The organism is Citrobacter sp. wls714 (assembly GCF_005281025.1).
GTDB lineage: Bacteria > Pseudomonadota > Gammaproteobacteria > Enterobacterales > Enterobacteriaceae > Citrobacter > Citrobacter werkmanii.
Map to the genome: position 1 here is coordinate 146,412 of NZ_SZWZ01000092.1, position 26,183 is coordinate 172,594.

At 53.0% G+C, this 26,183-nt stretch carries 22 protein-coding genes and 2 pseudogenes; 18 read left to right on the plus strand and 6 right to left on the minus strand.

The window, feature by feature from the left end:
* The first annotated feature begins 81 nt into the window (after nucleotides 1-81).
* The 7 genes from FDX11_RS19395 (at nucleotide 82) to ugpQ (ending at nucleotide 6,108) form a co-directional block, all read left to right on the plus strand.
* A complete protein-coding gene (locus FDX11_RS19395; RefSeq protein WP_042311846.1) occupies nucleotides 82-363 on the plus strand; it encodes a hypothetical protein in 282 nt (93 codons plus the stop codon).
* A gap of 140 nt (nucleotides 364-503) precedes the next feature.
* Nucleotides 504-911 (plus strand): hypothetical protein, encoded by a 408-nt coding sequence (locus FDX11_RS19400; protein WP_042311848.1) that lies wholly within the window; start codon nucleotides 504-506, stop codon nucleotides 909-911.
* Nucleotides 912-1,148: 237 nt separating this feature from the next.
* On the plus strand, nucleotides 1,149-2,465 hold the full coding sequence (gene ugpB / locus FDX11_RS19405) for a sn-glycerol-3-phosphate ABC transporter substrate-binding protein UgpB (RefSeq protein ID WP_016154831.1): 1,317 nt from the start codon (nucleotides 1,149-1,151) through the stop codon (nucleotides 2,463-2,465).
* Between the two features lie 101 nt (nucleotides 2,466-2,566).
* Nucleotides 2,567-3,454 (plus strand): sn-glycerol-3-phosphate ABC transporter permease UgpA, encoded by an 888-nt coding sequence (ugpA, locus tag FDX11_RS19410; RefSeq protein ID WP_038634974.1) that lies wholly within the window; start codon nucleotides 2,567-2,569, stop codon nucleotides 3,452-3,454.
* The gene (ugpE, locus tag FDX11_RS19415; protein WP_137398403.1) at nucleotides 3,451-4,296 is read left to right on the plus strand and encodes a sn-glycerol-3-phosphate ABC transporter permease UgpE; all 846 of its coding nucleotides are present in this window, start codon (nucleotides 3,451-3,453) and stop codon (nucleotides 4,294-4,296) included. The genes ugpA and ugpE overlap by 4 nt, the downstream gene beginning before the upstream one ends.
* Before the next feature lies 1 nt (nucleotide 4,297).
* Nucleotides 4,298-5,368 carry a sn-glycerol-3-phosphate import ATP-binding protein UgpC gene (locus tag FDX11_RS19420; protein ID WP_137398404.1) on the plus strand — a complete coding sequence of 357 codons (1,071 nt, stop codon included), beginning with the start codon at nucleotides 4,298-4,300 and terminating at the stop codon, nucleotides 5,366-5,368.
* Complete coding sequence (gene ugpQ / locus FDX11_RS19425) at nucleotides 5,365-6,108, plus strand: glycerophosphodiester phosphodiesterase (RefSeq protein WP_137398405.1); 744 nt, start codon at nucleotides 5,365-5,367, stop codon at nucleotides 6,106-6,108. The genes FDX11_RS19420 and ugpQ overlap by 4 nt, the downstream gene beginning before the upstream one ends.
* Here ugpQ and FDX11_RS19430 read toward each other — a convergent pair.
* The gene (locus FDX11_RS19430) at nucleotides 6,105-6,548 is read right to left on the minus strand and encodes a DUF2756 family protein (protein ID WP_042311856.1); all 444 of its coding nucleotides are present in this window, start codon (nucleotides 6,546-6,548) and stop codon (nucleotides 6,105-6,107) included. The genes ugpQ and FDX11_RS19430 overlap by 4 nt on opposite strands.
* Before the next feature lie 117 nt (nucleotides 6,549-6,665).
* Here FDX11_RS19430 and ggt point away from each other — a divergent pair, with 117 nt between their 5' ends.
* On the plus strand, nucleotides 6,666-8,411 hold the full coding sequence (gene ggt, locus FDX11_RS19435; protein ID WP_170975620.1) for a gamma-glutamyltransferase: 1,746 nt from the start codon (nucleotides 6,666-6,668) through the stop codon (nucleotides 8,409-8,411).
* A 310-nt stretch (nucleotides 8,412-8,721) separates the two neighbouring features.
* Here ggt and tssD read toward each other — a convergent pair.
* The 3 genes and pseudogenes from tssD to yhhY form a co-directional block, all read right to left on the minus strand.
* Nucleotides 8,722-9,860, minus strand: a pseudogene (gene tssD / locus FDX11_RS19445) (type VI secretion system tube protein TssD).
* Between the two features lie 269 nt (nucleotides 9,861-10,129).
* Nucleotides 10,130-11,014 (minus strand): hypothetical protein, encoded by an 885-nt coding sequence (locus FDX11_RS19450; RefSeq protein ID WP_042311863.1) that lies wholly within the window; start codon nucleotides 11,012-11,014, stop codon nucleotides 10,130-10,132.
* A gap of 46 nt (nucleotides 11,015-11,060) precedes the next feature.
* Entirely contained in the window at nucleotides 11,061-11,549 is a 489-nt protein-coding gene (gene yhhY, locus FDX11_RS19455) for an N-acetyltransferase (RefSeq protein ID WP_006687445.1), read from the minus strand.
* A gap of 468 nt (nucleotides 11,550-12,017) precedes the next feature.
* Between yhhY and FDX11_RS19460 the strand changes: the two genes are divergently transcribed.
* The 5 genes from FDX11_RS19460 to gntU all read left to right on the plus strand — a co-directional run bounded on the left by FDX11_RS19460 (nucleotide 12,018) and on the right by gntU (nucleotide 17,011).
* Nucleotides 12,018-13,055 carry an oxidoreductase gene (locus FDX11_RS19460; protein ID WP_042311868.1) on the plus strand — a complete coding sequence of 346 codons (1,038 nt, stop codon included), beginning with the start codon at nucleotides 12,018-12,020 and terminating at the stop codon, nucleotides 13,053-13,055.
* Nucleotides 13,056-13,178: 123 nt separating this feature from the next.
* Nucleotides 13,179-13,874: a quercetin 2,3-dioxygenase gene (yhhW, locus tag FDX11_RS19465; RefSeq protein ID WP_005121602.1), complete on the plus strand. Its 696-nt coding sequence runs from the start codon at nucleotides 13,179-13,181 to the stop codon at nucleotides 13,872-13,874.
* Nucleotides 13,875-14,003: 129 nt separating this feature from the next.
* A complete protein-coding gene (gntR, locus tag FDX11_RS19470) occupies nucleotides 14,004-14,999 on the plus strand; it encodes a gluconate operon transcriptional repressor GntR (protein WP_008786351.1) in 996 nt (331 codons plus the stop codon).
* Nucleotides 15,000-15,140: 141 nt separating this feature from the next.
* On the plus strand, nucleotides 15,141-15,671 hold the full coding sequence (gene gntK / locus FDX11_RS19475) for a gluconokinase (RefSeq protein ID WP_003023475.1): 531 nt from the start codon (nucleotides 15,141-15,143) through the stop codon (nucleotides 15,669-15,671).
* Nucleotides 15,671-17,011, plus strand: a complete 1,341-nt coding sequence (gene gntU, locus FDX11_RS19480) for a gluconate transporter (RefSeq protein ID WP_032940610.1) — start codon at nucleotides 15,671-15,673, stop codon at nucleotides 17,009-17,011. The genes gntK and gntU overlap by 1 nt, the downstream gene beginning before the upstream one ends.
* Here gntU and FDX11_RS25780 read toward each other — a convergent pair.
* Both FDX11_RS25780 and yhgN read right to left on the minus strand, forming a co-directional pair.
* Nucleotides 16,934-17,101, minus strand: a pseudogene (locus tag FDX11_RS25780) (MarC family protein); the annotation flags it as partial. The gene gntU and the pseudogene FDX11_RS25780 sit on opposite strands and share 78 nt — an antisense overlap.
* An 8-nt stretch (nucleotides 17,102-17,109) precedes the next feature.
* The gene (gene yhgN / locus FDX11_RS19485; RefSeq protein WP_003023480.1) at nucleotides 17,110-17,703 is read right to left on the minus strand and encodes an NAAT family transporter YhgN; all 594 of its coding nucleotides are present in this window, start codon (nucleotides 17,701-17,703) and stop codon (nucleotides 17,110-17,112) included.
* A gap of 190 nt (nucleotides 17,704-17,893) precedes the next feature.
* On the opposite strand from yhgN, the gene asd reads away from it, so the two are divergent.
* From asd to glgA, 5 genes are all read left to right on the plus strand, one after another.
* On the plus strand, nucleotides 17,894-19,000 hold the full coding sequence (gene asd, locus FDX11_RS19490) for an aspartate-semialdehyde dehydrogenase (protein ID WP_137398406.1): 1,107 nt from the start codon (nucleotides 17,894-17,896) through the stop codon (nucleotides 18,998-19,000).
* A 273-nt stretch (nucleotides 19,001-19,273) separates the two neighbouring features.
* Entirely contained in the window at nucleotides 19,274-21,457 is a 2,184-nt protein-coding gene (gene glgB / locus FDX11_RS19495; protein WP_137398407.1) for a 1,4-alpha-glucan branching enzyme, read from the plus strand.
* Nucleotides 21,457-23,433, plus strand: coding sequence for a glycogen debranching protein GlgX (glgX, locus tag FDX11_RS19500; protein ID WP_042311875.1), 1,977 nt, complete (start codon nucleotides 21,457-21,459; stop codon nucleotides 23,431-23,433). Before glgB ends, glgX begins: the two co-directional genes overlap by 1 nt.
* A 14-nt stretch (nucleotides 23,434-23,447) precedes the next feature.
* Nucleotides 23,448-24,743, plus strand: coding sequence for a glucose-1-phosphate adenylyltransferase (glgC, locus tag FDX11_RS19505; protein ID WP_042311877.1), 1,296 nt, complete (start codon nucleotides 23,448-23,450; stop codon nucleotides 24,741-24,743).
* Complete coding sequence (gene glgA / locus FDX11_RS19510) at nucleotides 24,743-26,176, plus strand: glycogen synthase GlgA (protein ID WP_038634926.1); 1,434 nt, start codon at nucleotides 24,743-24,745, stop codon at nucleotides 26,174-26,176. The genes glgC and glgA overlap by 1 nt, the downstream gene beginning before the upstream one ends.
* Nucleotides 26,177-26,183: the final 7 nt, after the last annotated feature.

A 26,183-nucleotide genomic window follows, 5' to 3' on the forward strand; every position in this document is an offset into this window, starting at 1 on the left:
AAGGGGCCTGATGGCCCCTTTTTATCGCGTTATGTTATTATTGAGAATGGTTATCAATAATAATATGAACATGGAGAAAGGATGATACGTTCAGGTACCTGCATGATGATTGGAACTCTGTTATTGGCGTTTGCATCTGGCGCTCAGGCATTGGAACCGCAAACGTTCGACCCGCGCGATCCGTCTATCTGGGAAGAGAAACCAACCAACCCGTTGGCACAGTCCAGCTCGCCCTGCGAAGTCTTCACCAGCTCGGTATGCCCTGGCTGGGAAGATGAGAAATCAGATATCCAGCGTGAACGTGAGCGGCGGGAACAGCAGCGTTTACAGAATGAATTTGAACGACGCTGGCGTCGGGATTAACGTTACCGGAGTGAATGGGCAGCGTGTCAGGTCACGTCGCTAGCTAAATCTGCAGGTATTGCGAGCCTTGTCCCAGCAAGCATAGGTTATTTGCTGCATAATCAACGGCTTGATGTATATCTCGAGTCAATGGTAATTGAATGAATGATTTACCGCGTCAAACTGACGTGCTGCCCATGCCCGCAATAGAAGGTGTCACGGTCTCTTTTAATGGACTGCACTATCTGCGCCCCGAGCTGCTTCTGGATTTCGTGAGTATCAGTAGCGCGCCGTTGCTTGCCGTTACGCCTGTTGCATTGCTGTACTCTTCTGTTGGTGTGCTGCAGCAGGTCGAGTTACGCAAGCTGCCGGTTGAAGTCGTTGGCCGTGTGGTTTATCCCATCACTTCGCTGAAGCTTCCTGCGTTACGAGGAAAGCTCATCATTAACGCCCAGTCGCGACGGCTCAAGTTTCTGGAAAGTCTGGTGGCGATATCGCCGGAAGATAATATCCACGGTATGCAGGTTCTGGGCCTGGCGCTGGAGTTTACGTTCGCACAACCTGAGTGATCTCATCTGTACGGCAAATCTTTTTATGGGCCGGGTAAGGCACCTCCCCGGCTTTGTTGTGCTCCACCCCGCATTTTCCTGTCACTCCGCTTTCACCGCCTTGCCATCTGTTTGTCGCCTTACTATCTTTTTTTTGTAATAAAAAAGTTATTTTTCTGTCATTCGAGCATGTCATGTTACCCCCGCGAGCATAAAACGCGTGATATCGCGCATCCGGCACAACAAGAGAGATAACCGATGATATCGTTACGACATACAGCTTTAGGACTGGCACTTAGCCTGGCATTTGCAGGTCAGGCGCTGGCAGTTACCACCATCCCGTTCTGGCACTCAATGGAAGGCGAACTGGGTAAAGAAGTTGATTCACTGGCGCAACGTTTTAATGCCGCCAACCCCGACTACAAAATTGTTCCACAGTACAAAGGTAACTACGAGCAGAGCCTGAGCGCAGGTATTGCCGCCTTCCGTACCGGAAACGCCCCTGCGCTGTTGCAGGTTTATGAAGTGGGTACGGCAACGATGATGGCCTCAAAAGCCATTAAACCGGTCTATGAAGTATTCAAAGAGGCTGGCATCAACTTCGATGAATCTCAGTTCGTGCCGACGGTTTCCGGTTATTACACTGACTCGAAAAGCGGACATCTGCTCTCCCAGCCGTTTAACAGCTCCACGCCGGTGCTGTATTACAACAAAGACGCCTTCAAAAAAGCCGGTTTAGACCCTGAGCAACCGCCAAAAACCTGGCAGGATCTGGCGGAATACACCGCGAAGCTGAAAGCCGCAGGTATGAAGTGTGGCTACGCCAGCGGTTGGCAGGGCTGGATTCAGATCGAAAACTTCAGCGCCTGGAACGGTCTGCCGGTCGCCACCAAAAACAACGGTTTTGACGGTACTGACGCGGTGCTGGAGTTCAATAAACCGGAGCAGGTGAAACACATTGCACTACTGGAAGAACTGAATAAAAAAGGTGATTTCAGCTACTTCGGACGTAAAGATGAATCCACCGAGAAGTTCTACAATGGGGATTGCGCCATTACCACTGCTTCTTCTGGTTCTCTGGCCGACATCCGTCACTACGCCAAATTCAACTATGGCGTCGGCATGATGCCGTACGATGCCGACGTGAAGGGTGCGCCGCAGAATGCGATTATCGGTGGGGCCAGCCTGTGGGTGATGCAAGGCAAAGACAAAGCCACCTACGAAGGCGTAGCGCAGTTCCTTAACTTCCTCGCGAAGCCTGAGATTGCTGCCGAATGGCACCAGAAAACCGGCTATCTGCCGATCACCACCGCCGCGTACGATCTGACTCGGGAGCAGGGCTTCTATGATAAGAACCCCGGGGCCGATATCGCCACCCGTCAGATGCTGAACAAACCGCCGTTACCGTTCACTAAAGGGCTGCGTCTGGGCAACATGCCGCAGATCCGTACCATCGTGGATGAAGAGCTGGAAAGCGTGTGGACCGGAAAGAAAACCCCACAGCAGGCGTTGGATGCCGCGGTTGAGCGTGGCAATCAGTTACTGCGCCGCTTTGAGCAATCGACCAAATCTTAATATGAAATGCCGGGTGGCGGCTTCGCCTTACCCGGCCTACAAAGTACGCGTAGGCCGGATAAGCGTAGCGCCATCCGGCACCTTCCAGGAAAAGAACCTTCATGTCCTCATCCCGTCCGGTGTTCCGCTCGCGCTGGCTTCCCTATTTACTGGTGGCCCCGCAGTTGGTTATCACCGTTATTTTCTTTATCTGGCCCGCCGGTGAAGCGCTGTGGTACTCGCTACAAAGCGTTGATCCTTTTGGCCTTTCCAGCCAGTTTGTCGGACTGGAAAACTTTGTCGCGCTGTTTCATGACCCGTACTACCTTGATTCGTTCTGGACGACGATAAAGTTCAGTACGTTGGTTACGGTAAGCGGCCTGCTGGTGTCGCTGTTTTTTGCTGCGCTGGTGAATTACGTGGTGCGCGGTAGCCGTTTTTACCAGACGTTAATGCTACTCCCCTACGCCGTTGCGCCTGCCGTCGCCGCCGTACTGTGGATCTTCCTGTTCAACCCGGGTCGCGGGCTGATTACCCATTTTCTCGGTGAGTTTGGCTATGACTGGAACCACGCGCAAAACAGCGGTCAGGCAATGTTTCTGGTGGTGTTCGCGTCGGTCTGGAAGCAGATTAGTTACAACTTCCTGTTCTTCTTTGCCGCACTGCAATCTATTCCCCGGTCGCTGATCGAAGCCGCCGCAATTGATGGCGCGGGGCCGATTCGCCGCTTCTTTAAACTGGCGCTACCGCTGATTGCGCCGGTCAGTTTCTTCCTGCTGGTGGTGAATCTGGTGTATGCCTTCTTTGACACCTTCCCGGTGATCGACGCTGCCACGGCAGGTGGGCCGGTACAGGCGACCACGACGTTGATTTATAAGATCTATCGTGAAGGCTTTGTCGGCCTGGATCTCTCTGCGTCAGCCGCGCAGTCGGTGGTGCTGATGTTCCTGGTCATTATTTTGACGGTGGTGCAGTTCCGCTATGTGGAAAGTAAGGTGCGTTATCAATGATTGAGAACCGTCGTGGGCTGACAATATTCAGCCATACCATGCTGATGCTGGGGATCATGGTGATCCTGTTCCCGTTGTATGTCGCGTTTGTCGCGGCGACGCTGGACAACAAAGCGGTATTTGAAACGCCGATGACACTGGTTCCCGGCACGCAGTTGCTGGAAAACATGAAATATATCTGGGTCAACGGCGTAGGCGTCAACAGCGCGCCATTCTGGTTGATGATGCTCAACAGTTTCATCATGGCGTTCAGTATTACGGTGGGGAAAATCACCGTCTCTATGCTCTCTGCGTTCGCTATCGTCTGGTTTCGCTTTCCGCTGCGCAACCTGTTCTTCTGGATGATTTTTATCACCCTGATGCTGCCGGTTGAGGTGCGTATTTTCCCAACGGTGGAAGTGATCGCCAACCTGAAAATGCTCGACAGCTACGCGGGTCTGACGCTGCCGCTGATGGCATCGGCTACTGCGACCTTCCTGTTCCGTCAGTTTTTTATGACGCTACCGGATGAGCTGGTTGAAGCGGCGCGTATTGACGGCGCGTCACCGATGCGTTTTTTCCGCGATATCGTGCTACCGCTGTCAAAAACCAATCTGGCGGCGCTGTTCGTGATCACCTTTATTTACGGCTGGAACCAGTATTTGTGGCCGTTGTTAATTATTACCGATGTCAACTTGGGCACTGCGGTAGCGGGCATCAAAGGCATGATCGCCACCGGCGAAGGTACCACCCAATGGAATCAGGTGATGGCAGCCATGCTGCTGACGCTCATCCCTCCGGTAATCATCGTGTTAGCCATGCAGCGTGCCTTCGTGCGTGGTTTAGTGGACAGTGAGAAATAAAATGGCTGGTTTAAAACTACAGGCAGTAACCAAAAGCTGGGATGGCAAAACCCAGGTGATTAAACCGCTGACGCTGGACGTTGCGGACGGTGAGTTTATCGTGATGGTCGGGCCATCCGGCTGCGGCAAGTCTACGCTGCTGCGGATGGTAGCTGGGCTGGAGCGGGTCAGCGGCGGCGATATCTGGATCGATAATAAGCGCGTCACCGAGATGGAGCCGAAAGATCGCGGCATTGCAATGGTGTTCCAGAACTATGCCCTCTACCCGCATATGAGCGTGGAAGAAAACATGGCCTGGGGATTGAAGATTCGTGGAATGGGCAAGGAGCATATTGCCGAACGGGTGAAAGAGGCGGCACGTATTCTCGAACTGGGTGAATTGCTTAAACGTCGCCCGCGCGAACTTTCAGGCGGCCAGCGTCAGCGCGTGGCGATGGGACGGGCGATTGTTCGCGATCCGGCGGTATTCCTGTTCGATGAGCCGCTTTCTAACCTCGATGCCAAGCTGCGCGTCCAGATGCGTCTGGAGTTACAACATCTGCATCGCCGACTGAAAACCACCTCGCTGTATGTGACGCACGATCAGGTTGAAGCGATGACCCTTGCCCAGCGGGTGATGGTGATGAACAAAGGCATTGCCGAGCAGATCGGTACGCCGGTTGAGGTGTACGAGAAACCTGCCAGCCGTTTTGTGGCGAGCTTTATCGGCAGCCCGGCGATGAACCTGCTGGACGGGCGCATCAGCGCTTCAGGTACGCATTTTGAACTGGATGACGGCATGGCCTTGCCCATCGCCAGGAATGTCCGGGAGTATATTGGGCGTAACATGACGCAGGGTATCCGCCCGGAGCATATTGCGTTAAGCTCGCAGGCCGATGGCGGTGTGCCGTTGGTTGTCGACACCCTGGAAATGCTGGGCGCGGATAACCTTGCGCACGGACGTTGGGGTGAGCAAAAACTGGTGGTGCGACTGGCGCATCAGCATCGCCCGACGGCAGGCAGCACGCTATGGCTGCATCTGCCAGAAAATCATTTGCATCTCTTTGATGGCGAAACAGGACAACGCGTATGAGTAACTGGCCTTATCCCCACATTGCCGCCCATCGCGGCGGCGGTAAGCTGGCACCGGAAAACACCCTGGCGGCGATCGACGTGGGTGCGCGATACGGGCATACCATGATTGAATTTGACGCTAAATTGTCGAAAGACGGCGAGATCTTTTTGCTGCACGACGACAATCTCGAGCGGACCAGTAACGGCTGGGGCGTGGCGGGTGAGCTGAACTGGCAGGATCTATTACGTGTGGACGCAGGCGGCTGGTTTAGCGGCGAGTTTAAAGGCGAACCGCTGCCGCTGCTCTCGCAAGTGGCTGAGCGCTGCCGTCAGCACGGCATGATGGCGAATATTGAAGTTAAACCCACGACCGGCACCGGAACGTTAACCGGCAAAGTCGTGGCGCTGGCTGCGCGTGAACTGTGGGTGGGAATGACGCCGCCGCTGTTGTCGTCTTTTGAAATTGACGCGCTTGAAGCAGCGCAGCAGGCGGCTCCGGAACTGCCGCGCGGATTACTGCTTGATGAATGGCGTGACGACTGGCGCGAACTCACTACCCGGCTCGGCTGCGTCTCGATTCATCTTAATCATAAGCTGCTGGATGAAGCGCGCGTGGATGCGCTGCGCGACGCGGGGCTACGTATTTTGGTTTATACCGTCAACCGACCCCAGCGCGCGGCAGAGCTGCTGCGCTGGGGAGTGGACTGCATCTGTACCGATGCCATTGATACAATAGGGCCGGATTTCCAGCCCTATTAAGGCCCGATCGTTTTTAACGGAACGTTAGGCTGCGGCGTGCTGGAGGGCTTCAGCATGTCGCCGTTCTTTTTCTCCGACAGCATATGTTGCTGTTTATTCAGCGAACTGTCCGGGTTACGAGTTCCGTTCAACATGCCACCGTTGCTGTTGGGCAGCATCTGTTGTTGACCCGTATTCAACTCTCCCGGCTGAGACTGAAGGACTCGCTGGGAATTAGTGTTGATTTGGTTTTCCATATGCTGTTGCTGCATGCGGGTTTGCGTTTGCAACTGCTGGTTGAGCATCCCTTTTTGCTGAATTTGCTGCGTTTGCATTTGGGTTTGCATACGCTGCTGGCTCGGGATCTGGTAACCCGGTTGATTCGGGTTATTCATGGTGTTGATGGGCTGTGCAAAGCCTGCAAACGGCAATAGCATGGCTAAAAGTAAGAGTCGTTTCATCGCTTTTCTCCTCTCGGGGATCGTTTAAGTTTACTCCTTTCTCGCCGTTACGATGATTATTTCAGAGTTATGCACCAGGCTTAGTGGGGGCTGACCCCATACATCTGGAGAATAACGATGATAAAACCGACGTTTTTACGCCGGGTAGCCATTGCTGCTCTGCTCTCAGGAAGTTGTTTTAGCGTTGCTGCTGCGCCGGCAGCGCCACCACCGGTATCCTACGGTGTCGAGGAAGATGTGTTCCGTCCCGTGCGTGCGCAGCAGGGAATGGTGGCCTCGGTGGATGCATTAGCCACCCAGGTTGGGGTGGATATCCTCAAACAGGGGGGCAATGCCGTCGATGCCGCCGTGGCCGTTGGCTATGCGCTGGCGGTGACGCATCCGCAGGCGGGTAATCTGGGCGGTGGTGGTTTTATGCTGCTGCGTACCAAAGACGGTAATACGACGGCGATTGATTTTCGTGAAATGGCGCCTGCTGCCGCGACCCGTGATATGTTCCTCGACGATCAGGGTAACGCCGATGCGAAAAAGTCGCTGACGTCGCATCTGGCATCCGGTACGCCGGGTACCGTGGCGGGTTTCTCGCTGGCGCTGGAGAAATACGGCACGATGCCGCTGAACAAAGTGGTGCGCCCGGCGATGAAGCTGGCGGAAGAGGGTTTTGTGGTTAACGATGCGCTGGCCGATGACTTAAAAACTTACGGCAGCGAAGTGATCCCTAATCATGAGAACAGCAAAGCCATTTTCTGGAAAGACGGTGAGCCGCTGAAAAAAGGCGATAAGCTGGTCCAGAAGAATCTGGCGAAAAGCCTGGAAATGATTGCCGAAAATGGCCCGGATGCGTTTTATAAAGGGGCGATTGCCGACCAGATTGCCGGGGAAATGCAGAAGAACGGCGGTCTGATGACCAAAGAGGATTTAGCCAGCTATAAAGCCGTTGAGCGTACGCCAATCAGTGGTGACTATCGCGGGTATCAGGTCTTCTCCATGCCGCCGCCATCCTCGGGCGGTATTCACATCGTGCAGATCCTTAATATTCTTGAAAACTTCGATATGAAGAAGTACGGCTTTGGCAGTGCCGATGCCATGCAAATCATGGCGGAAGCGGAAAAATACGCCTATGCCGACCGTTCAGAGTATCTGGGTGACCCGGACTTTGTGAAAGTGCCGTGGCAGGCGCTGACCAACAAAGCCTATGCGAAAACGCTGGCCGATCAAATTGATATCAACAAGGCCAAACCTTCCAGCCAGATAAAACCGGGCAAGCTCGCCCCGTATGAAAGCAACCAGACCACCCACTTCTCGGTGGTGGATAAAGACGGCAATGCCGTGGCGGTGACCTATACCCTGAATACTACCTTCGGCACCGGGATTGTGGCGGGTAATACCGGTATTCTGCTCAATAATGAAATGGACGATTTCTCTGCCAAGCCAGGCGTGCCGAACGTATACGGACTGGTGGGCGGCGACGCCAACGCGGTTGGTCCGAAGAAGCGTCCGCTGTCGTCTATGTCGCCGACTATCGTGGTAAAAGACGGAAAAACCTGGCTGGTGACCGGCAGCCCTGGCGGGAGTCGAATCATCACTACCGTGCTGCAAATGGTAGTGAACAGCATTGATTTCGGAATGAACGTCGCCGAAGCGACCAACGCGCCGCGCTTCCATCATCAGTGGTTGCCGGATGAGCTTCGCGTTGAGAAGGGCTTCAGCCCGGATACAATCAAACTGCTGGAGCAAAAAGGACAGAAAGTGGCGCTGAAAGAGGCGATGGGCAGCACACAAAGTATTATGGTTGGGCCGGATGGCGCACTGTATGGCGCGTCCGACCCGCGTTCCGTAGATGACTTAACGGCGGGATACTAAGCATAACGGCCCTCTTCGATGGGAGAGGGCTTGTCGGGTAGTTTTCACTATAGTGAATGGTCTTGGTGATGCTGGTCAATTTCGATTAGCAACTTATGGCCTTGGGCAGATACGCGATAATAATCCATTCCTGAGGGGGTCCTTGCTACTATATCGACTAAACCCGCTTTAGATAGGTTATTTATGAGCCTGACTACGTTACCAACTCCATCCATTTTCCTACTGGTCATTGCGCGATCAAGATTATACCAGGTCCAATTTACGTCATCTCTGGAAGCTAATAATTTCAAGATGTTAAGTTCAGTATTGTTTACCATGATGGTGCATCCGGGTGATAAAGGTCATTACCAGTTATTCTATAATCTTCGAGTGTTGATGTATGCGTGTTATTCCATAGATCATAAGCCTCTTGGTTATCGCTTGGCCTGCCAGTTTCCCAACCTAAATTGCAATAACGTTGATACTCTCGACATTCATGAGTGTAGTAGTTTAAATCCACTTGTTCTGGTAACAACTCACCGTTCGCTATCTTTTTTAACGGCTTACCATAAATTCATTACCAGGATCTGGATCGAAGCGAGATATGTGTTTTTCTACAATTGCAATTCCTTCATGGGTAATATTTACGCCTTCAGTTGTAAGATGTTCAACAGGGCCTCCCGCTTTATCTGGATCAAATGGCCTTGATGTATAAGTTCCTTTCGCTCCAAACTGCTCCAGTTCTTCTAATTCAGGAAATTTCATCCTTCCCATAGTTAAGCCTGCAGCTACTGAAGCACCAAGAATCAGCAATCCTTTGTTATCCATAACCTGCTCGTAACCCGCAGGAGCATCGCCACCCAGCTTTTCCGCCGTTTCCCTGAAACCGTCGATATTGCCGTTGTAGATCCCTCCGGCGGCAAGCAGTCTGCCAACCCCTTTGCTGTTTAACGTTTTGAGGCCGTTGTCTGCGGGGGTTTTTGGTCGGGGGATAAACAGGCGGTTGTAGTTTTCGGGCAATGCCAGGTAGCTGAACTCAGTGTTGGCAATAAGATGTTTGCAAAGGATATATTCATAGCTGATGGTTATTGTTTCTGTATCTAAATTATTTTCACTGAATTGGTGTTGAATACCTGATAAGAATGCTCCCCGCAGTTGAATATAATAATACTTCTCCCATCTACCGAATCTATTGATACGGTAGAAATAAAACTCCATATACAACTGTTCGTTGTTATTAATCGTATTAACAAACAACGGTGTACTTTTATCGATAAGTTTACAAAATCGCAGTCCGTGCAAATGTGAACCTCTGCCAGTACTGGTTATACTATTAGAGAGCGAAAAGGCAAAAATCTCGTCTTCGTGCCCTGATTGCCAGCGGTTACCCACAGATGCAACGGTTCCACATCCGTCAGAAATAGCGCCCTGCTGTTGTCCAGAAACCATCAGATAGACGATATCACTCATGACATCCTTATCCTTTTATTACGTGTTGTCGTGAAAAGGGTAATTCTTTCTTTGTTGTAATTACGCTTTCTGATGGCGTTCGTATATAGCAGAAATAAAACGTTTCACTTTAAGTGAGTTTTTTTGAGGGGAATCTGAATATAAATAATGTGTAAGATGAGAATTTATATATTCAATAATTTGGAGTTATAGATGGAGTATTGGTCGATATTGTTTTATCCATATCGATAGCCTACAGCATTCTGAACGATGTAGGCCTGACTGGTAGGTTATGGCGCATATTGCTGCAGTGATTCGGACCAGCGGAATATTTGGCTGCTTTTATCCTGTAGATTAACGCGCTCTAAGTCATAAAACCCGTGCGTCTTTGCCGAGCGCATTTTGAGAATGTACTTACTTTCGCTGATGTCGTGCTGCCTTGTGCCGTCTTTATTCCAGTCTCCGGCGATGTCTGAATAGTAATAAACAAGGTCAGAAAACACGTTGATTATTTTGCTGTCTTTGATGGTGTAGAGTTCCAGCACTTCATAAAATGCGCCACCGCCGGAGTAGGCATCGGAGTATCCACCCCGTACCCCGAATGCCAGGGTATCGGGTGCTATCCGGTACGGTGCCAGATCCAGCTTTGTATAATAAGCCAGCGGTCTGACGGACTCATCATCGCTCTCTTTTTCAGCGGCTTTATTCCACTCTGAGAGCTGGTTTAACGGTTTTTCCGAGCGTGCAATCGGCGTTAGCTGTGGATTCTGCCAGGAAAAAACGCCGAGATATAATTTATTAGCGCGCCCGTTGCTGTAGTTTTCCGGGCAGGTGTTATCCGCGTATTTTTTTGCTTGCTCGGCGTCAGCCGTATTATCGGCAAAACAGGCAATGCCAATATATTTACCGTCTTTTCCCCAAGATTTAGCACCAGTCAGGATCAGGTTGTCAGGATCTTCATTCGGTGCAACCCAGGCAATCCACTGCTTTTCAGATAAGCCCTGAGGAAGCTCACCAAATCCTTTTGCAGGGGTTGCTCCCGCCATTTGTTCAGCGAAAATCTGTTTACCTTCCGGATGTTGGATGGCACTGGGTACGGAATCGAGATTTTGTACAGTAGTGGCAAAAGCAGGGGAGAGCGAGGCCAGCAAAACCAGGGGAAGAAACTTTTTCACTATTGCGTCCTTTCAATAATCAGGGCGATATGACTCGCCCTTAAATTTATTTCACGCGCGCCATAAAGTACGCATCAACGTATTCACCGTTGCGCAGGCCGTATTTTTTACCGGTGCCTTCGATTTCAAAACCGTACTTCTTATAGACCGCTACGGCGGGCTCGTTATCAACAAATACCGTTAGCTCAATGCGGTCAACGCGCAGCCAGTTGTCGCACATATCGATCATGGTGCGGATCAGCGCGCTGGCGACGCCGCGGTTTTGCCAACGAGCGTCAACGCAAATACCGAAATCAGCGACGTGGCTGCGGCGCGGGCGCTGGGCAACTGCAATGGAAAGATGTCCCACGACGATATCATCGATGCAGGCAACCAGCTGTTTGATCCCCGGCTGATCGGCGAGTCGCGTTTGCCACATCTCCATGGAAGGATGAGGAACCTGTAGCGTGTTGTGGTACACCTCCGGCTGGGCGTGGATCTGACGAATGGCATCGTAATCTTTCGGTTCAGCGTGGCGTATCACTATCTCACTCATTCCTTATCTCCTGCAGGGTTAATTGAGCATTTACACTCGCTGAGAAAGAAAATTCCGTCAACTGCATTTTTTTGCAAAAAGAAGTAGACAAGTGCGAATGAGAATGATTATTATTGCTCTGCGTTCAGGGGAACCCCTACGGAGAACCTGAAAGCACGACATTGCTCACATTGCTTCCAGTATTACTTTAGCCAGCTTTTGCTGGCTTTTTTTTGGGGTTTTGTTTCAGCCTGGCTTACTTGTCATTTTGTCCCCGGGAAGTGCTCGTGCTCCTCACGTACATTTAGTACGCTCCGGGCCCTGCGCGCTTGCCGTGAACAAACTGACCGCGACGCCGACGGCCGATTTTGAGGCATCTGCTTTTGTAGGCCGAATAAGGCAATGCCACCATCCGGCAAAGAATCCAACATTCAGTCTCCAGCCGCTTTGCGCTATGGTGTAGACAATCACCTTCAAAAGGATCGTCTCATGACCTTACACTGCGCATTTATTGGATTCGGTAAAAGCACCACCCGTTACCATCTCCCTTACGTTCTGAATCGTAAAGATACCTGGCATGTCGCGCATATTTTCCGTCGTCACGCTAAACCGGAAGAGCAGGCACCGATCTATTCCCATATTCACTTCACCAGCGATCTGGATGAGGTGTTGGGCGATCCGCAGGTAAAACTGGTGATCGTCTGTACGCATGCTGATAGCCATTTTGAATACGCCAAACGCGCGCTGGAAGCGGGTAAAAGCGTGCTGGTTGAGAAACCGTTCACGCCGACGCTGGCGGAAGCAAAAGTGTTGTTCGAACTGGCGAAAAGCAAAGGACTGACCGTCACACCGTATCAGAATCGGCGTTTTGACTCCTGTTTTCTCACTGCTAAAAAAGCGATTGAGAGCGGCAAACTGGGTGAAATAGTGGAAGTTGAAAGCCATTTTGACTACTACCGACCCGTGGCGGAAACCAAACCGGGCTTGCCACAGGACGGCGCATTCTATGGTCTGGGCGTACACACCATGGATCAGATTATTTCCCTTTTCGGGCGTCCCGACCATGTAGCCTATGACATTCGCAGTCTGCGCAACAAAGCGAACCCGGATGATACCTTTGAAGCGCAATTGTTCTATGGCGACCTGAAAGCCATTGTGAAAACCAGCCATCTGGTGAAAATCGACTATCCGAAGTTTATCGTTCATGGCACCAAAGGCTCGTTTGTGAAGTACGGCATCGACCAGCAGGAAACCAGCCTGAAGGCCAATATCATGCCCGGTGAACCCGGTTTCGCCGCTGACGATTCTGTTGGTGTGCTGGAGTATGTCAATGATGACGGTGTTACGGTGAAAGAAGAGGTGAAACCGGAAGTGGGGGACTACGGTCGCGTCTATGATGCGCTGTACCAGACGCTGACCGTCGGTACGCCTAATTACGTCAAGGAATCTGAAGTTCTTACCAACCTGGAAATCCTCGAGCGTGCTTTCGAACAGGCAACGCCTGCCACGATAACCCTCGCTAAATAGCCTGCGCAGACTCCTCTGGGCTTGTTCATATTTTTTGAACAGAGGAGTCAATTTTCACCCTCTATGATCCCAGGCGGATTGAGTCCACACTTACTCCATCGAAAACATCTGGGGGTGAACATAATGATCTATTTACGCAAAGCTAACGACCGTGGCCATGCTAATCATGGTTGGCTCGATTCCTGGCATACCTTTTCTTTTGCCAACTACTATGACCCGAATTTTATGGGATTCTCGGCACTGCGCGTGATTAATGATGACGTGATAGACGCAGGCCAGGGCTTTGGTACTCACCCCCATAAAGACATGGAAATCCTGACTTATGTGCTGGAAGGCGCGGTGGAGCATCAGGACAGTATGGGCAATAAGGAGCAGGTTCCGGCCGGTGAATTCCAGATTATGAGCGCCGGTACGGGGATCCGTCATTCGGAGTACAACCCGAGCAATACTGAGAAACTGCATCTGTATCAAATCTGGATCATGCCGCAGGAAAACGGGATTACGCCGCGCTATGAACAGCGCCGTTTCGATGCGGTGCAGGGCAAACAGCTGGTGCTGTCGCCGGATGCCCGTGATGGTTCGCTGAAAGTGTACCAGGATATGGAGCTGTATCGCTGGGCACTGCTCAAAGATGAGCAGTCGGTGCATCAGATTGCCGCCGAGCGCCGCGTCTGGATCCAGGTGGTAAAAGGCAATGTCACCATTAACGGCACCAAAGCCACCACCAGCGATGGTCTGGCAATCTGGGATGAGCAGGCAATTTCGATTCATGCCGATAGCGACAGCGAAGTGTTACTGTTTGACCTGCCGCCAGTATAACGTGCTGTAGCCCTTTGTAGGCCGGATAAGACGCGAAAGCGTCGACATCCGGCTTTTCATCGTTTGTCATTAATTCCGCACGTCCGTGGTAAACTGGGCAAATCTATCCCTTTTTAACGCTTCAGGACGATGAAAAAGAAAAGACCCGTACTTCAGGATGTAGCCGACCGCGTGGGCGTGACCAAAATGACGGTCAGCCGCTTTTTGCGTAACCCGGAGCAGGTCTCCGTGGCGCTGCGGGGCAAAATTGCCGCTGCACTTGATGAGCTGGGTTATATTCCCAATCGCGCACCTGATATCCTTTCTAACGCCACCAGTCGCGCTATCGGCGTGCTGTTACCGTCTCTCACCAACCAGGTTTTTGCTGAAGTGTTACGCGGCATTGAGGCCGTCACCGACGCGCATGGTTATCAAACCATGCTGGCGCACTACGGCTATAAGCCCGAAATGGAGCAAGAGCGTCTGGAGTCGATGCTGTCGTGGAATATCGATGGTCTGATCCTCACTGAACGTAGCCATACACCCCGTACGCTGAAAATGATCGAAGTCGCGGGAATCCCGGTCGTCGAGCTGATGGACAGTCAGTCCCCGTGTCTGGATATCGCCGTCGGTTTTGATAACTTCGAGGCCGCACGTCAGATGACCGCCGCTATCATCGCCCGTGGACACCGTCATGTTGCTTATCTCGGCGCGCGTCTTGATGAACGTACTATCATCAAACAGAGGGGCTACGAACAGGCTATGCGCGATGCCAATCTGGTGCCGTACAGCGTGATGGTGGAGCAGTCTTCATCTTACTCATCCGGTATTGAACTTATCCGCCAGGCGCGGCGTGAATATCCGCAACTGGACGGTGTGTTCTGTACCAACGATGACCTGGCGGTAGGGGCGGCATTTGAATGTCAGCGTTTAGGGCTGAAAATCCCGGATGATATGGCGATTGCCGGTTTCCACGGCCATGATATCGGCCAGGTAATGGAGCCGCGTCTGGCGAGTGTGCTCACGCCGCGTGAACGGATGGGCAGCATTGGCGCAGAACGCCTGCTGGCGCGTATCCGAGGTGAAGCAGTCACACCTAAAATGTTAGATTTAGGTTTCACCTTGTCACCGGGTGGATCTATTTAAGCCAACAACTTTGAAGTAGCTCACACTTATACACTTCGAGCACGAATGGATATTGCTTCTCTATTTATCCGGCTGGACAATGTTACCGATAACAGTTACCCGTAACAATTTCCTGATTCTTGTACCAGTGGGGGCAACGCTTTGAGCACGACTAATCATGATCACCACGTTTACGTTCTGATGGGCGTATCGGGCAGCGGTAAATCTGCTGTCGCCAGCGAAGTGGCGCATCAACTGCAGGCCGCGTTTCTTGATGGCGATTTTCTCCATCCGCGCAGCAACATCATGAAAATGGCTTCCGGTGAGCCACTCAACGATGACGACCGTAAACCGTGGTTACAGGCGCTGAATGACGCCGCCTTTGCGATGCAGCGTACCAATAAGGTGTCGCTGATCGTCTGTTCCGCGCTGAAAAAAGTCTATCGCGATCAGCTGCGCGACGGTAACCCGAACCTTTCATTCATTTACCTGAAGGGCGATTTTGACGTAATCGAAAGCCGCCTGAAGGCACGTAAAGGCCACTTCTTCAAAACGCAAATGCTGGTAACCCAGTTCGAAGCGCTGGAAGAACCGGGTGCGAATGAAAATGATGTTCTGGTGGTTGATATCGATCAGCCGCTGGACGGTGTGGTAGCTAGCACCATTGAAGTGATTAACCAGGGCAGTAAGTAGTGACTACATTAACGCTTGTTTTAACAGCAGTAGGGTCTGTTTTATTACTGCTGTTTTTGGTGATGAAGGCGCGTATGCATGCCTTTGTTGCTTTGATGGTGGTGTCCATTGGTGCAGGTCTCTTTTCCGGTATGCCGCTTGATAAAATCGCGGCGACCATGGAAAAAGGGATGGGAGGCACGCTCGGCTTTCTGGCGATTGTGGTGGCGCTGGGAGCGATGTTTGGCAAGATTCTGCATGAGACCGGCGCGGTCGATCAGATTGCCGTCAAGATGCTGAAATCTTTCGGTCACAGCCGCGCGCATTATGCGATTGGCCTGGCCGGCCTGATTTGCGCGCTACCGCTGTTCTTTGAAGTGGCGATTGTGCTGCTGATAAGCGTGGCGTTCTCAATGGCGCGTCACACCGGAACGAACCTGGTGAAGCTGGTTATTCCGCTGTTTGCGGGGGTGGCAGCAGCTGCGGCGTTCCTGCTGCCGGGACCTGCGCCGATGCTGCTGGCATCCCAAATGCACGCTGACTTTGGCTGGATGATCCTGATTGGCCTGTGCGCAGCCATTCCGGGCATGATTATTGCCGGGCCGTTGTGGGGCAATTTCATCAGCCGTTACGTTGAACTGCATGTGCCAGAAGACATTACCGAGCCGCATCTGGGCGAAGGCAAAATGCCCTCCTTTGGCTTCAGTCTGGCGCTGATCCTGCTGCCGTTAGTACTGGTTGGCCTGAAAACCATCGCCGCGCGCTTTGTACCAGTTGGTTCTTCAACCTACGAATGGTTCGAGTTTATCGGTCACCCGTTTACCGCGATTCTGGTTGCCTGTCTGGTGGCGATTTACGGCCTAGCAGTGCGCCAGGGCATGGCAAAAGATCGGGTGATGGAGATATGCGGTCACGCGCTGCAACCGGCGGGTATTATTCTGCTGGTGATTGGTGCGGGCGGCGTGTTCAAGCAGGTGCTGGTTGATTCCGGCGTTGGCCCGGCATTGGGTGAAGCGTTAACCGGTATGGGGCTGCCCATTGCCATTACCTGCTTCGTGCTGGCGGCGGCGGTACGTATCATTCAGGGTTCCGCGACCGTGGCCTGCTTAACGGCGGTCGGTCTGGTCATGCCGGTGATTGAGCAACTGAACTACTCCGGTGCGCAGATGGCGGCGCTGTCTATCTGTATCGCAGGCGGCTCAATCGTCGTCAGCCACGTTAACGACGCTGGTTTCTGGCTGTTCGGGAAATTCACCGGCGCGACCGAAGCGCAAACGCTGAAGACCTGGACGATGATGGAAACTATCCTCGGCACGGTCGGCGCGATTGTCGGTATGATTGCTTTCCAGCTGCTGAGCTGAGTCTTGTTGCCCGGTGGCGCTGTGCTTACCGGGCCTGAAAACGGGCACATATCGACACCATAGGCCGGGTAAGGCGAGGCCGCCACCCGGCGAGCATATCACCCCTTCATCCACATCCGTACGCCATCGAGGAACATTTGGGTCGCCATCATCACCAGAATCAATCCCATCAGACGTTCCAGCGCGTTCACCCCTTTCTCGCCCAGCAGGCGTAAAAACAGCGACGACTGCAGCAGAATCACAAATGTCCCGCCCCAGGCGATCAGCAGCGCAATCACCAGATGCCCCATCTGATTTGGGTACTGATGTGATAACAGCATCAACGAGGCCAGGATTGTCGGCCCGGCCACCAGCGGGATTGCCAGCGGTACGATAAATGGCTCTTCGCCTGCCGGAAGGCCGGTGCTGTTCCCGGTGGCGCTGGGGAAAATCATCTTAATGGCGATCAGGAATAAAATGATGCCCCCGGAAATCGAGACGGTTTCTGCGCGCAGGTTAAGAAATGCCAGAATTTTCTCGCCCGCAAACAGGAATATCAGCATCACCAACAACGCAATGAACAGCTCGCGAATCATAATCGCGCGGCGGCGTTTTGGTTCGGTATGTTTCAATACGGACATGAAAATGGGCAGATTTCCGAGCGGATCCATAATCAGGATCAATAAAACTGCCGCTGAAATGATTTCATTCATAACTCAAATTCCCTGATAATTACCGCGGACTTTCTGCTTGCTTGCGCAGCGGGATAAGTCGCATTACTGATGGCTTCGCTATCATTGATTAATTTCACTTGCGACTTTGGCTGCATTTTGTATGGTGAAGGATATGCCACCAGGACGCTGGCATACATACACAGCACACATCTTCGCAGGAAAAAACGCTATGAAAAATGTTGGTTTTATCGGCTGGCGCGGTATGGTCGGCTCTGTTCTCATGCAACGCATGGTTGAGGAGCGTGACTTCGACGCCATTCGCCCTGTTTTCTTTTCTACTTCCCAGCTCGGGCAGGCGGCACCGACGTTTGGTGGAACCGCGACCGGCACGCTTCAGGACGCTTTTGATCTGGACGCGCTGAAGGCGCTCGATATCATCGTGACCTGTCAGGGCGGCGATTATACCAACGAAATCTATCCAAAGCTTCGTGAAAGCGGTTGGCAGGGTTACTGGATTGACGCGGCCTCTTCGCTGCGCATGAAAGACGATGCCATCATCATTCTCGATCCGGTTAACCAGGATGTGATTACCGACGGTCTGAACAAAGGTATTAAGACTTTTGTCGGCGGTAACTGTACCGTTAGCCTGATGCTGATGTCTCTCGGTGGCCTGTTTGCCAATGACCTGGTCGACTGGGTTTCCGTGGCGACCTATCAGGCGGCTTCCGGCGGCGGCGCACGTCATATGCGTGAACTGCTATCCCAGATGGGCCATTTGTATGGCCATGTGGCCGATGAACTGGCGACCCCTTCTTCTGCTATTCTCGATATCGAACGTAAAGTGACGACCCTGTCCCGCAGCGGTGAACTGCCGGTTGATAACTTTGGCGTACCGCTTGCCGGGAGCCTGATTCCGTGGATCGACAAACAGCTCGATAACGGTCAGAGCCGTGAAGAGTGGAAGGGACAGGCGGAAACCAACAAAATTCTCAACACCTCTGCTGTGATCCCGGTAGATGGCCTGTGTGTGCGCGTCGGCGCGCTGCGCTGCCACAGCCAGGCGTTCACCATTAAACTGAAAAAAGATGTGTCTATTCCGACCGTGGAAGAGCTGCTGGCGGCACACAATCCGTGGGCCAAAGTGGTGCCAAACGATCGGGATATCACCATGCGTGAGTTAACCCCGGCGGCCGTTACCGGTACGCTGACCACGCCAGTAGGCCGTCTGCGTAAGCTGAATATGGGACCGGAGTTCCTGTCAGCCTTTACCGTGGGCGATCAGTTGCTGTGGGGAGCTGCGGAGCCATTGCGCCGTATGCTGCGCCAGTTGGCGTAATAATTTGTTAACGATCAAGGGGTGAGGAATCACCCCTTTTTTTGCGTAATACAGGAGTAAGCGCAGATGTTTCATTTTTTACCAGGAGTAAGATAAAGCATTGGCTATTCTTTAAGGGTGACTTAGTACCGGAGGTATTAAGTTGTTGCCTGAAGGTGGGACGACGCAGAGAGGATGCACAATTGTGCTGCGCCGTTCAGGTCAAAAAAAGTGTCACTACCTGATGTCGAAAATCAGTTGGAAGGCGTGACACCATAAAACAGGATGACAACCATGTCCGTTCGTATCGATAGAGACGTGATTAATGCGCTAATTGCAGGCCATTTTGCGGATCCTTTTTCCGTACTCGGTATGCATCAAACTGACGCGGGACTTGAAGTCCGCGCCTTACTTCCAGACGCCACAGAAGTGTGGGTGATCGAACCCAAAACCGGACGTAAAGTCGGCAAGCTGGACTGCCTCGACTCTCGCGGTTTTTTCTGTGCTGTACTTCCCCGCCGTAAAAATTTCTTTCGTTATCAGTTAGCCGTTGTCTGGCATGGCCAGCAGAATCTGATTGATGACCCTTATCGTTTCGGTCCGCTAATCCAGGATATGGATGCCTGGCTGTTATCTGAAGGTACGCACCTGCGTCCTTACGAAACGCTGGGCGCGCATGCGGATACCATGGATGGCGTAACCGGTACGCGTTTCTCAGTCTGGGCGCCCAACGCTCAACGTGTTTCAGTGGTCGGGCAGTTCAACTACTGGGATGGCCGTCGTCATCCGATGCGTCTGCGTAAAGAGAGCGGTATCTGGGAGCTGTTTATCCCCGGCGCACAGCATGGTCAGCTGTATAAGTACGAGATGATCGATGCTAACGGTAAGTTGCGCATTAAAGCTGACCCTTACGCCTTCGAAGCGCAGATGCGCCCGGAAACCGCGTCGCTTATCTGCGGCCTGCCCGAAAAAGTGGTGCAAAGCGAGGAGAGCAAAAAAGCCAACCAGTTTGATGCGCCGATCTCTATCTACGAGGTGCACCTGGGTTCATGGCGTCGTCATACTGATAACAACTTCTGGCTGAGCTACCGCGAACTGGCGGATCAACTGATTCCTTACGCCAAGTGGATGGGCTTTACTCATCTCGAGCTGTTGCCGATTAACGAGCATCCGTTCGACGGCAGTTGGGGCTACCAGCCTACCGGCATGTATGCGCCGACCCGTCGTTTCGGGACGCGTGATGATTTCCGCTATTTTGTGAATGCCGCGCATCAGGCGGGGCTGAACGTCATTCTGGACTGGGTTCCGGGCCATTTCCCGTCAGATGATTTTGGTCTGGCAGAGTTTGATGGCACCAGGTTGTATGAGCACAGTGACCCGCGTGAAGGGTATCACCAGGACTGGAATACGCTGATCTACAACTACGGCCGCCGTGAGGTCAGCAACTATCTGGTGGGTAACGCCCTGTACTGGATAGAACGTTTTGGTATTGACGCGCTGCGCGTGGATGCCGTGGCATCGATGATTTATCGCGACTACAGCCGTAAAGAAGGGGAATGGGTCCCGAACGAATTTGGTGGTCGTGAGAACCTCGAAGCGATTGAATTTTTACGCAATACCAACCGTATTCTTGGCGAGCAGGTGCCTGGCGCCGTGAGCATGGCGGAAGAGTCAACCGACTTTGCCGGCGTATCAAGACCGCAGGACATGGGCGGTTTAGGGTTCTGGTATAAGTGGAACCTCGGCTGGATGCACGACACGCTGGACTACATGAAACTGGATCCGGTCTATCGTCAGTATCATCACGACAAGCTGACCTTCGGCATGCTGTACAACTACACCGAAAACTTTGTTCTGCCGCTGTCGCACGATGAAGTGGTGCACGGTAAAAAATCCATTCTCGACCGCATGCCGGGAGACGCATGGCAGAAGTTTGCCAACCTGCGCGCTTACTACGGCTGGATGTGGGCTTTCCCGGGTAAGAAACTGCTGTTTATGGGCAACGAGTTTGCTCAGGGACGTGAATGGAATCACGACGTCAGTCTGGACTGGCACTTACTGGAAGGCGGCGATAACTGGCACCACGGGGTGCAACGTCTGGTGCGTGACCTGAACCATACCTACCGCCATCACAAGGCGCTGCATGAACTCGACTTTGACACCTATGGTTTTGAATGGCTGGTGGTTGACGATAAAGAACGTTCGGTGCTGATTTTTGTTCGTCGTGACAAAGCCGGAAACGAAATTATCGTTATCAGCAATTTTACGCCAGTACCTCGCCACGGCTATCGCTTCGGTATCAATCAGCCGGGCAAATGGCGTGAAATCCTCAATACCGATTCGATGCATTACCACGGTAGCAATACCGGCAACGGCGGCGCGGTACATAGCGATGAAATCGCCAGTCATGGCCGCCAGCACTCACTGAGCCTGACGTTGCCGCCGTTGGCGACGATCTGGTTGGTTCGGGAGGGGTAATGACGCATCTGGCAACCGGCAACGCCACCCCACATGGTGCAACGTATGACGGCCATGGCGTTAATTTCACGCTTTTCTCGGCCCACGCCGAGCGCGTTGAATTATGTGTATTCGATGAGCAAGGCTGTGAACTCCGCTACGACCTGCCGGGACGTAGCGGCGATGTCTGGCACGGTTATCTGGCCAACGCCCGTCCGGGCCTGCGCTATGGCTATCGCGTACATGGTCCGTGGCAACCAGAGCAGGGCCACCGGTTTAACCCGGCGAAACTGCTGCTCGATCCTTATGCGCGCCGGGTGGATGGCGAGTTAAAAGATAACCCGCTGCTGCACGGCGGGCTAAATGAACCTGATCATCATGATAATGCCGCCATCGCGCTGAAGGGCGTGGTGGTGTCTGACCATTATGACTGGGAAGACGATGCCGCGCCGCGCACGCCGTGGGGCAATACCGTGATTTACGAAGCGCATGTGAAAGGACTGACGTATCTGCATCCTGAGCTGCCGGAAGAACTTCGCGGGACCTATAAAGCGCTGGGTCATCCGGTAATGATCGACTATTTCAAGCGCCTTGGTATTACTGCGCTTGAGCTGCTACCGGTGGCGCATTTCGCCAGCGAACCGCGTCTTCAGCGGCTGGGTTTGTCGAACTACTGGGGCTACAACCCGGTCGCTATGTTCGCGTTGCATCCGGCTTACGCCTGCTCGCCGGAGAGCGCGTTGGATGAGTTCCGTGATGCGGTGAAAGCGTTACACAAAGCGGGGATTGAGGTCATTCTCGACATCGTTTTGAACCACAGCGCCGAGCTGGATCTCGAAGGCCCCGTCTTCTCGCTGCGCGGAATTGATAACCGTAGCTATTATTGGATCAGGGATGATGGCGATTACTACAACTGGACCGGTTGTGGGAACACCCTCAATCTGAGCCATCCCGGCGTTGTGGAGTACGCGTGTGAATGCCTGCGTTACTGGGTTGAAACTTGCCACGTGGATGGTTTTCGTTTTGATTTAGCGTCCGTTATGGGGCGTACGCCTACGTTTCGTCAGGATGCGCCGTTGTTTACTGCAATTAAAAACTGTCCGCTGCTCTCACGCGTCAAACTGATTGCGGAACCGTGGGATATCGGTGAAGGCGGGTATCAGGTGGGGAATTTTCCACCGCCGTTTGCCGAGTGGAATGACCATTTTCGCGATGCGACGCGACGTTTCTGGCTCCAGCGTAATCTCTCTTTGGGAGAATTTGCCGGGCGTTTTGCCGCATCCAGCGACGTGTTTAAACGCAATGGCCGCAAACCCAGCGCCACGGTCAATCTGGTGACAGCGCATGACGGTTTTACCCTACGTGACTGTGTGTGCTTCACAAATAAGCACAATGAAGCGAATGGTGAGGAAAATCGCGACGGCACTAGCAATAACTACAGTGATAATCATGGTAAAGAAGGGTTAGGCGGCACGCTGGACCTGATTGAACGGCGGCGCGACAGCATTCATGCGCTGTTGACCACGCTGTTGCTCTCACAGGGAACGCCGATGCTGCTGGCCGGTGACGAGCATGGTCATAGCCAGCACGGCAACAATAACGCTTACTGTCAGGATAACGCCCTGACCTGGCTGGACTGGCAGCAGGCAAACGGTGGGCTAACCACATTTACCGCCGCGTTGATTCATCTTCGTCAGCAAATTCCGGCATTAACAGGCGATTGCTGGTGGGAAGAAGGCGATGGCAATGTTCATTGGCTGAATAAGTACGCACAACCCTTAAGTGCGGATGAGTGGCAAAACGGCCCGAGGCAGATGCAAATCCTGCTTTCTGGCCGTTTCCTGATTGCAATTAACGCCACGCTTGAGGTGACAGATATCGTTTTACCTGAAGGGGAATGGCGAGCTATTCCCCCATTTGCCGGAGAGGACAATCCGGTGCTTACGGCTGTCTGGCAGGGACCTGCGCACGGACTGTGTGTGTTCCATAGAGGATAAAAAAGGAGTTAGTCATGGTGAGTTTAGAGAAGAACGATCGTGTTATGTTGGCGCGCCAGCTGCCATTAAAATCTGTTGCCCTGATCCTGGCCGGTGGCCGCGGTACCCGCCTGAAAGATTTGACCAACAAACGTGCCAAGCCGGCCGTGCACTTTGGCGGTAAATTCCGCATTATCGATTTTGCTTTATCCAACTGTATTAACTCCGGCATCCGCCGTATCGGCGTGATCACGCAATACCAGTCGCACACGCTGGTACAGCATATTCAGCGCGGCTGGTCGTTCTTTAGCGAAGAGATGAACGAGTTTGTCGACCTGCTGCCTGCCCAGCAGAGAATGCAGGGTGAAAACTGGTATCGCGGCACGGCGGATGCGGTAACTCAAAACCTGGACATCATTCGCCGTTACAAAGCGGAATATGTGGTGATCCTCGCAGGCGATCATATTTATAAGCAGGACTACTCGCGTATGCTGATCGACCACGTCGAGAAGGGCGCGCGTTGCACCGTGGCTTGTATGCCGGTGCCTATCGAAGAGGCCAGCGCGTTTGGCGTAATGGACGTGGACGACAGCGACAAAATTATCGAGTTTGTTGAAAAACCCGCTAACCCGCCAGCCATGCCAGGCGATCCGACCAAATCTCTTGCCAGTATGGGGATCTACGTTTTTAACGCCGACTACCTGTATGAATTGCTGGCGGAAGATGATCTCGATGAAAGCTCCAGTCACGATTTTGGTAAAGACATCATTCCAAAAATCACTGAAGCTGGCATGGCGTATGCCCATCCCTTCCCGTTGTCCTGCGTACAGTCTGACCCGGAATCCGAGCCGTACTGGCGCGATGTGGGAACGCTGGAAGCTTACTGGAAGGCCAACCTCGATCTGGCCTCGGTGACGCCTGAACTGGATATGTACGACCAGGACTGGCCAATCCGTACGCATATGGAATCTCTGCCGCCGGCGAAATTTGTGCAGGATCGTTCCGGTAGCCACGGAATGACGCTGAACTCGCTGGTTTCCGGCGGCTGTATCATTTCTGGTTCGGTGGTAGTGCAGTCCGTTCTGTTCCCGCGAGTGCGGGTGAATTCATTCTGTAACATTGATTCGGCAGTGTTGTTGCCTGAAGTATGGGTAGGACGTTCATGCCGTTTACGTCGTTGTATCATTGACCGCGCCTGCGTTATCCCTGAAGGCATGGTGATTGGTGAAAATGCGGAAGAGGATGCACGTCGCTTCTACCGCTCAGAAGAAGGCATTGTGCTGGTCACGCGTGAAATGCTGCGCAAACTGCAAATCAAACAGGAGCGATAATGCAGGTTTTACACGTATGTTCAGAGATGTTCCCCCTGCTAAAAACCGGGGGACTGGCGGATGTGCTTGGGGCGTTACCGGCCGCGCAAATTGCCGACGGTGTAGATGCCCGCGTGCTGCTCCCGGCGTTTCCGGATATCCGTCGCGGCATTCCTGATGCTCAGGTAGTGACGCGTCGCGATACCTTTGCAGGCAGAATCACGCTGCTGTTCGGGCATTACAACGGTGTCGGCATTTACCTCGTTGACGCGCCGCATCTCTACGACCGTCCTGGTAGCCCGTATCACGACACCAACCTGTTCGCTTATACCGATAACGTCCTGCGTTTTGCGTTACTCGGCTGGGCCGGATGTGAAATGGCCTGCGGCCTTGACCCATTCTGGCGCCCGGATGTGGTGCATGCGCACGACTGGCATGCCGGTCTGGCCCCGGCGTATCTGGCGGCGCGCGGCCATCCGGCGAAATCGGTGTTCACCGTACACAATCTGGCGTATCAAGGCATGTTTTATGCAAAGCATATGGATGACATCCAATTGCCATGGTCGTTCTTTAATGTGCACGGGCTGGAGTTTAATGGGCAGATTTCGTTCCTGAAGGCCGGGTTGTACTACGCAGACCACATTACGGCGGTGAGTCCGACTTACGCTCGGGAGATTACCGAACCGCAGTTTGCCTACGGCATGGAAGGTCTGTTGCAGCAGCGTCATCGGGAAGGACGGCTTTCCGGCGTGCTGAACGGCGTTGATGAAAAAATCTGGAGCCCGGAAACCGATCTGCTACTGGCCTCGCGCTATACGCGCGACACGCTGGACGAGAAGGCGGAGAACAAACGTCAGCTACAAATTGCGATGGGACTTAAGGTTAACGATAAAGTGCCGCTGTTTGCTGTCGTGAGCCGTCTGACCAGTCAGAAAGGGTTAGATCTGGTGTTGGAGGCTCTGCCGGGTCTGTTAGAGCAGGGTGGTCAACTGGCGCTGCTTGGCGCGGGCGACCCAGTATTACAGGAAGGCTTCCTGGCCGCTGCGGCGGAACATCCAGGACAGGTAGGGGTACAAATTGGTTATCACGAAGCCTTTTCGCACCGCATCATGGGCGGGGCAGACGTTATTCTGGTGCCCAGCCGCTTTGAACCGTGCGGCTTAACGCAGTTGTATGGACTGAAGTATGGCACGCTGCCGCTGGTGCGGCGTACCGGTGGGCTGGCGGATACGGTCTCTGACAGTTCGCTGGAAAACCTGGCGGACGGTATCGCCAGTGGGTTTGTCTTTGAAGACAGTAATGCCTGGTCGCTGCTACGCGCGATCCGGCGTGCTTTCGTATTGTGGTCCCGGCCTTCGCTTTGGCGGTTTGTACAACGCCAGGCCATGACCATGGATTTTAGCTGGCAAGTCGCGGCGAAGTCTTACCGCGAGCTTTACTACCGCTTGAAATAGATATCCA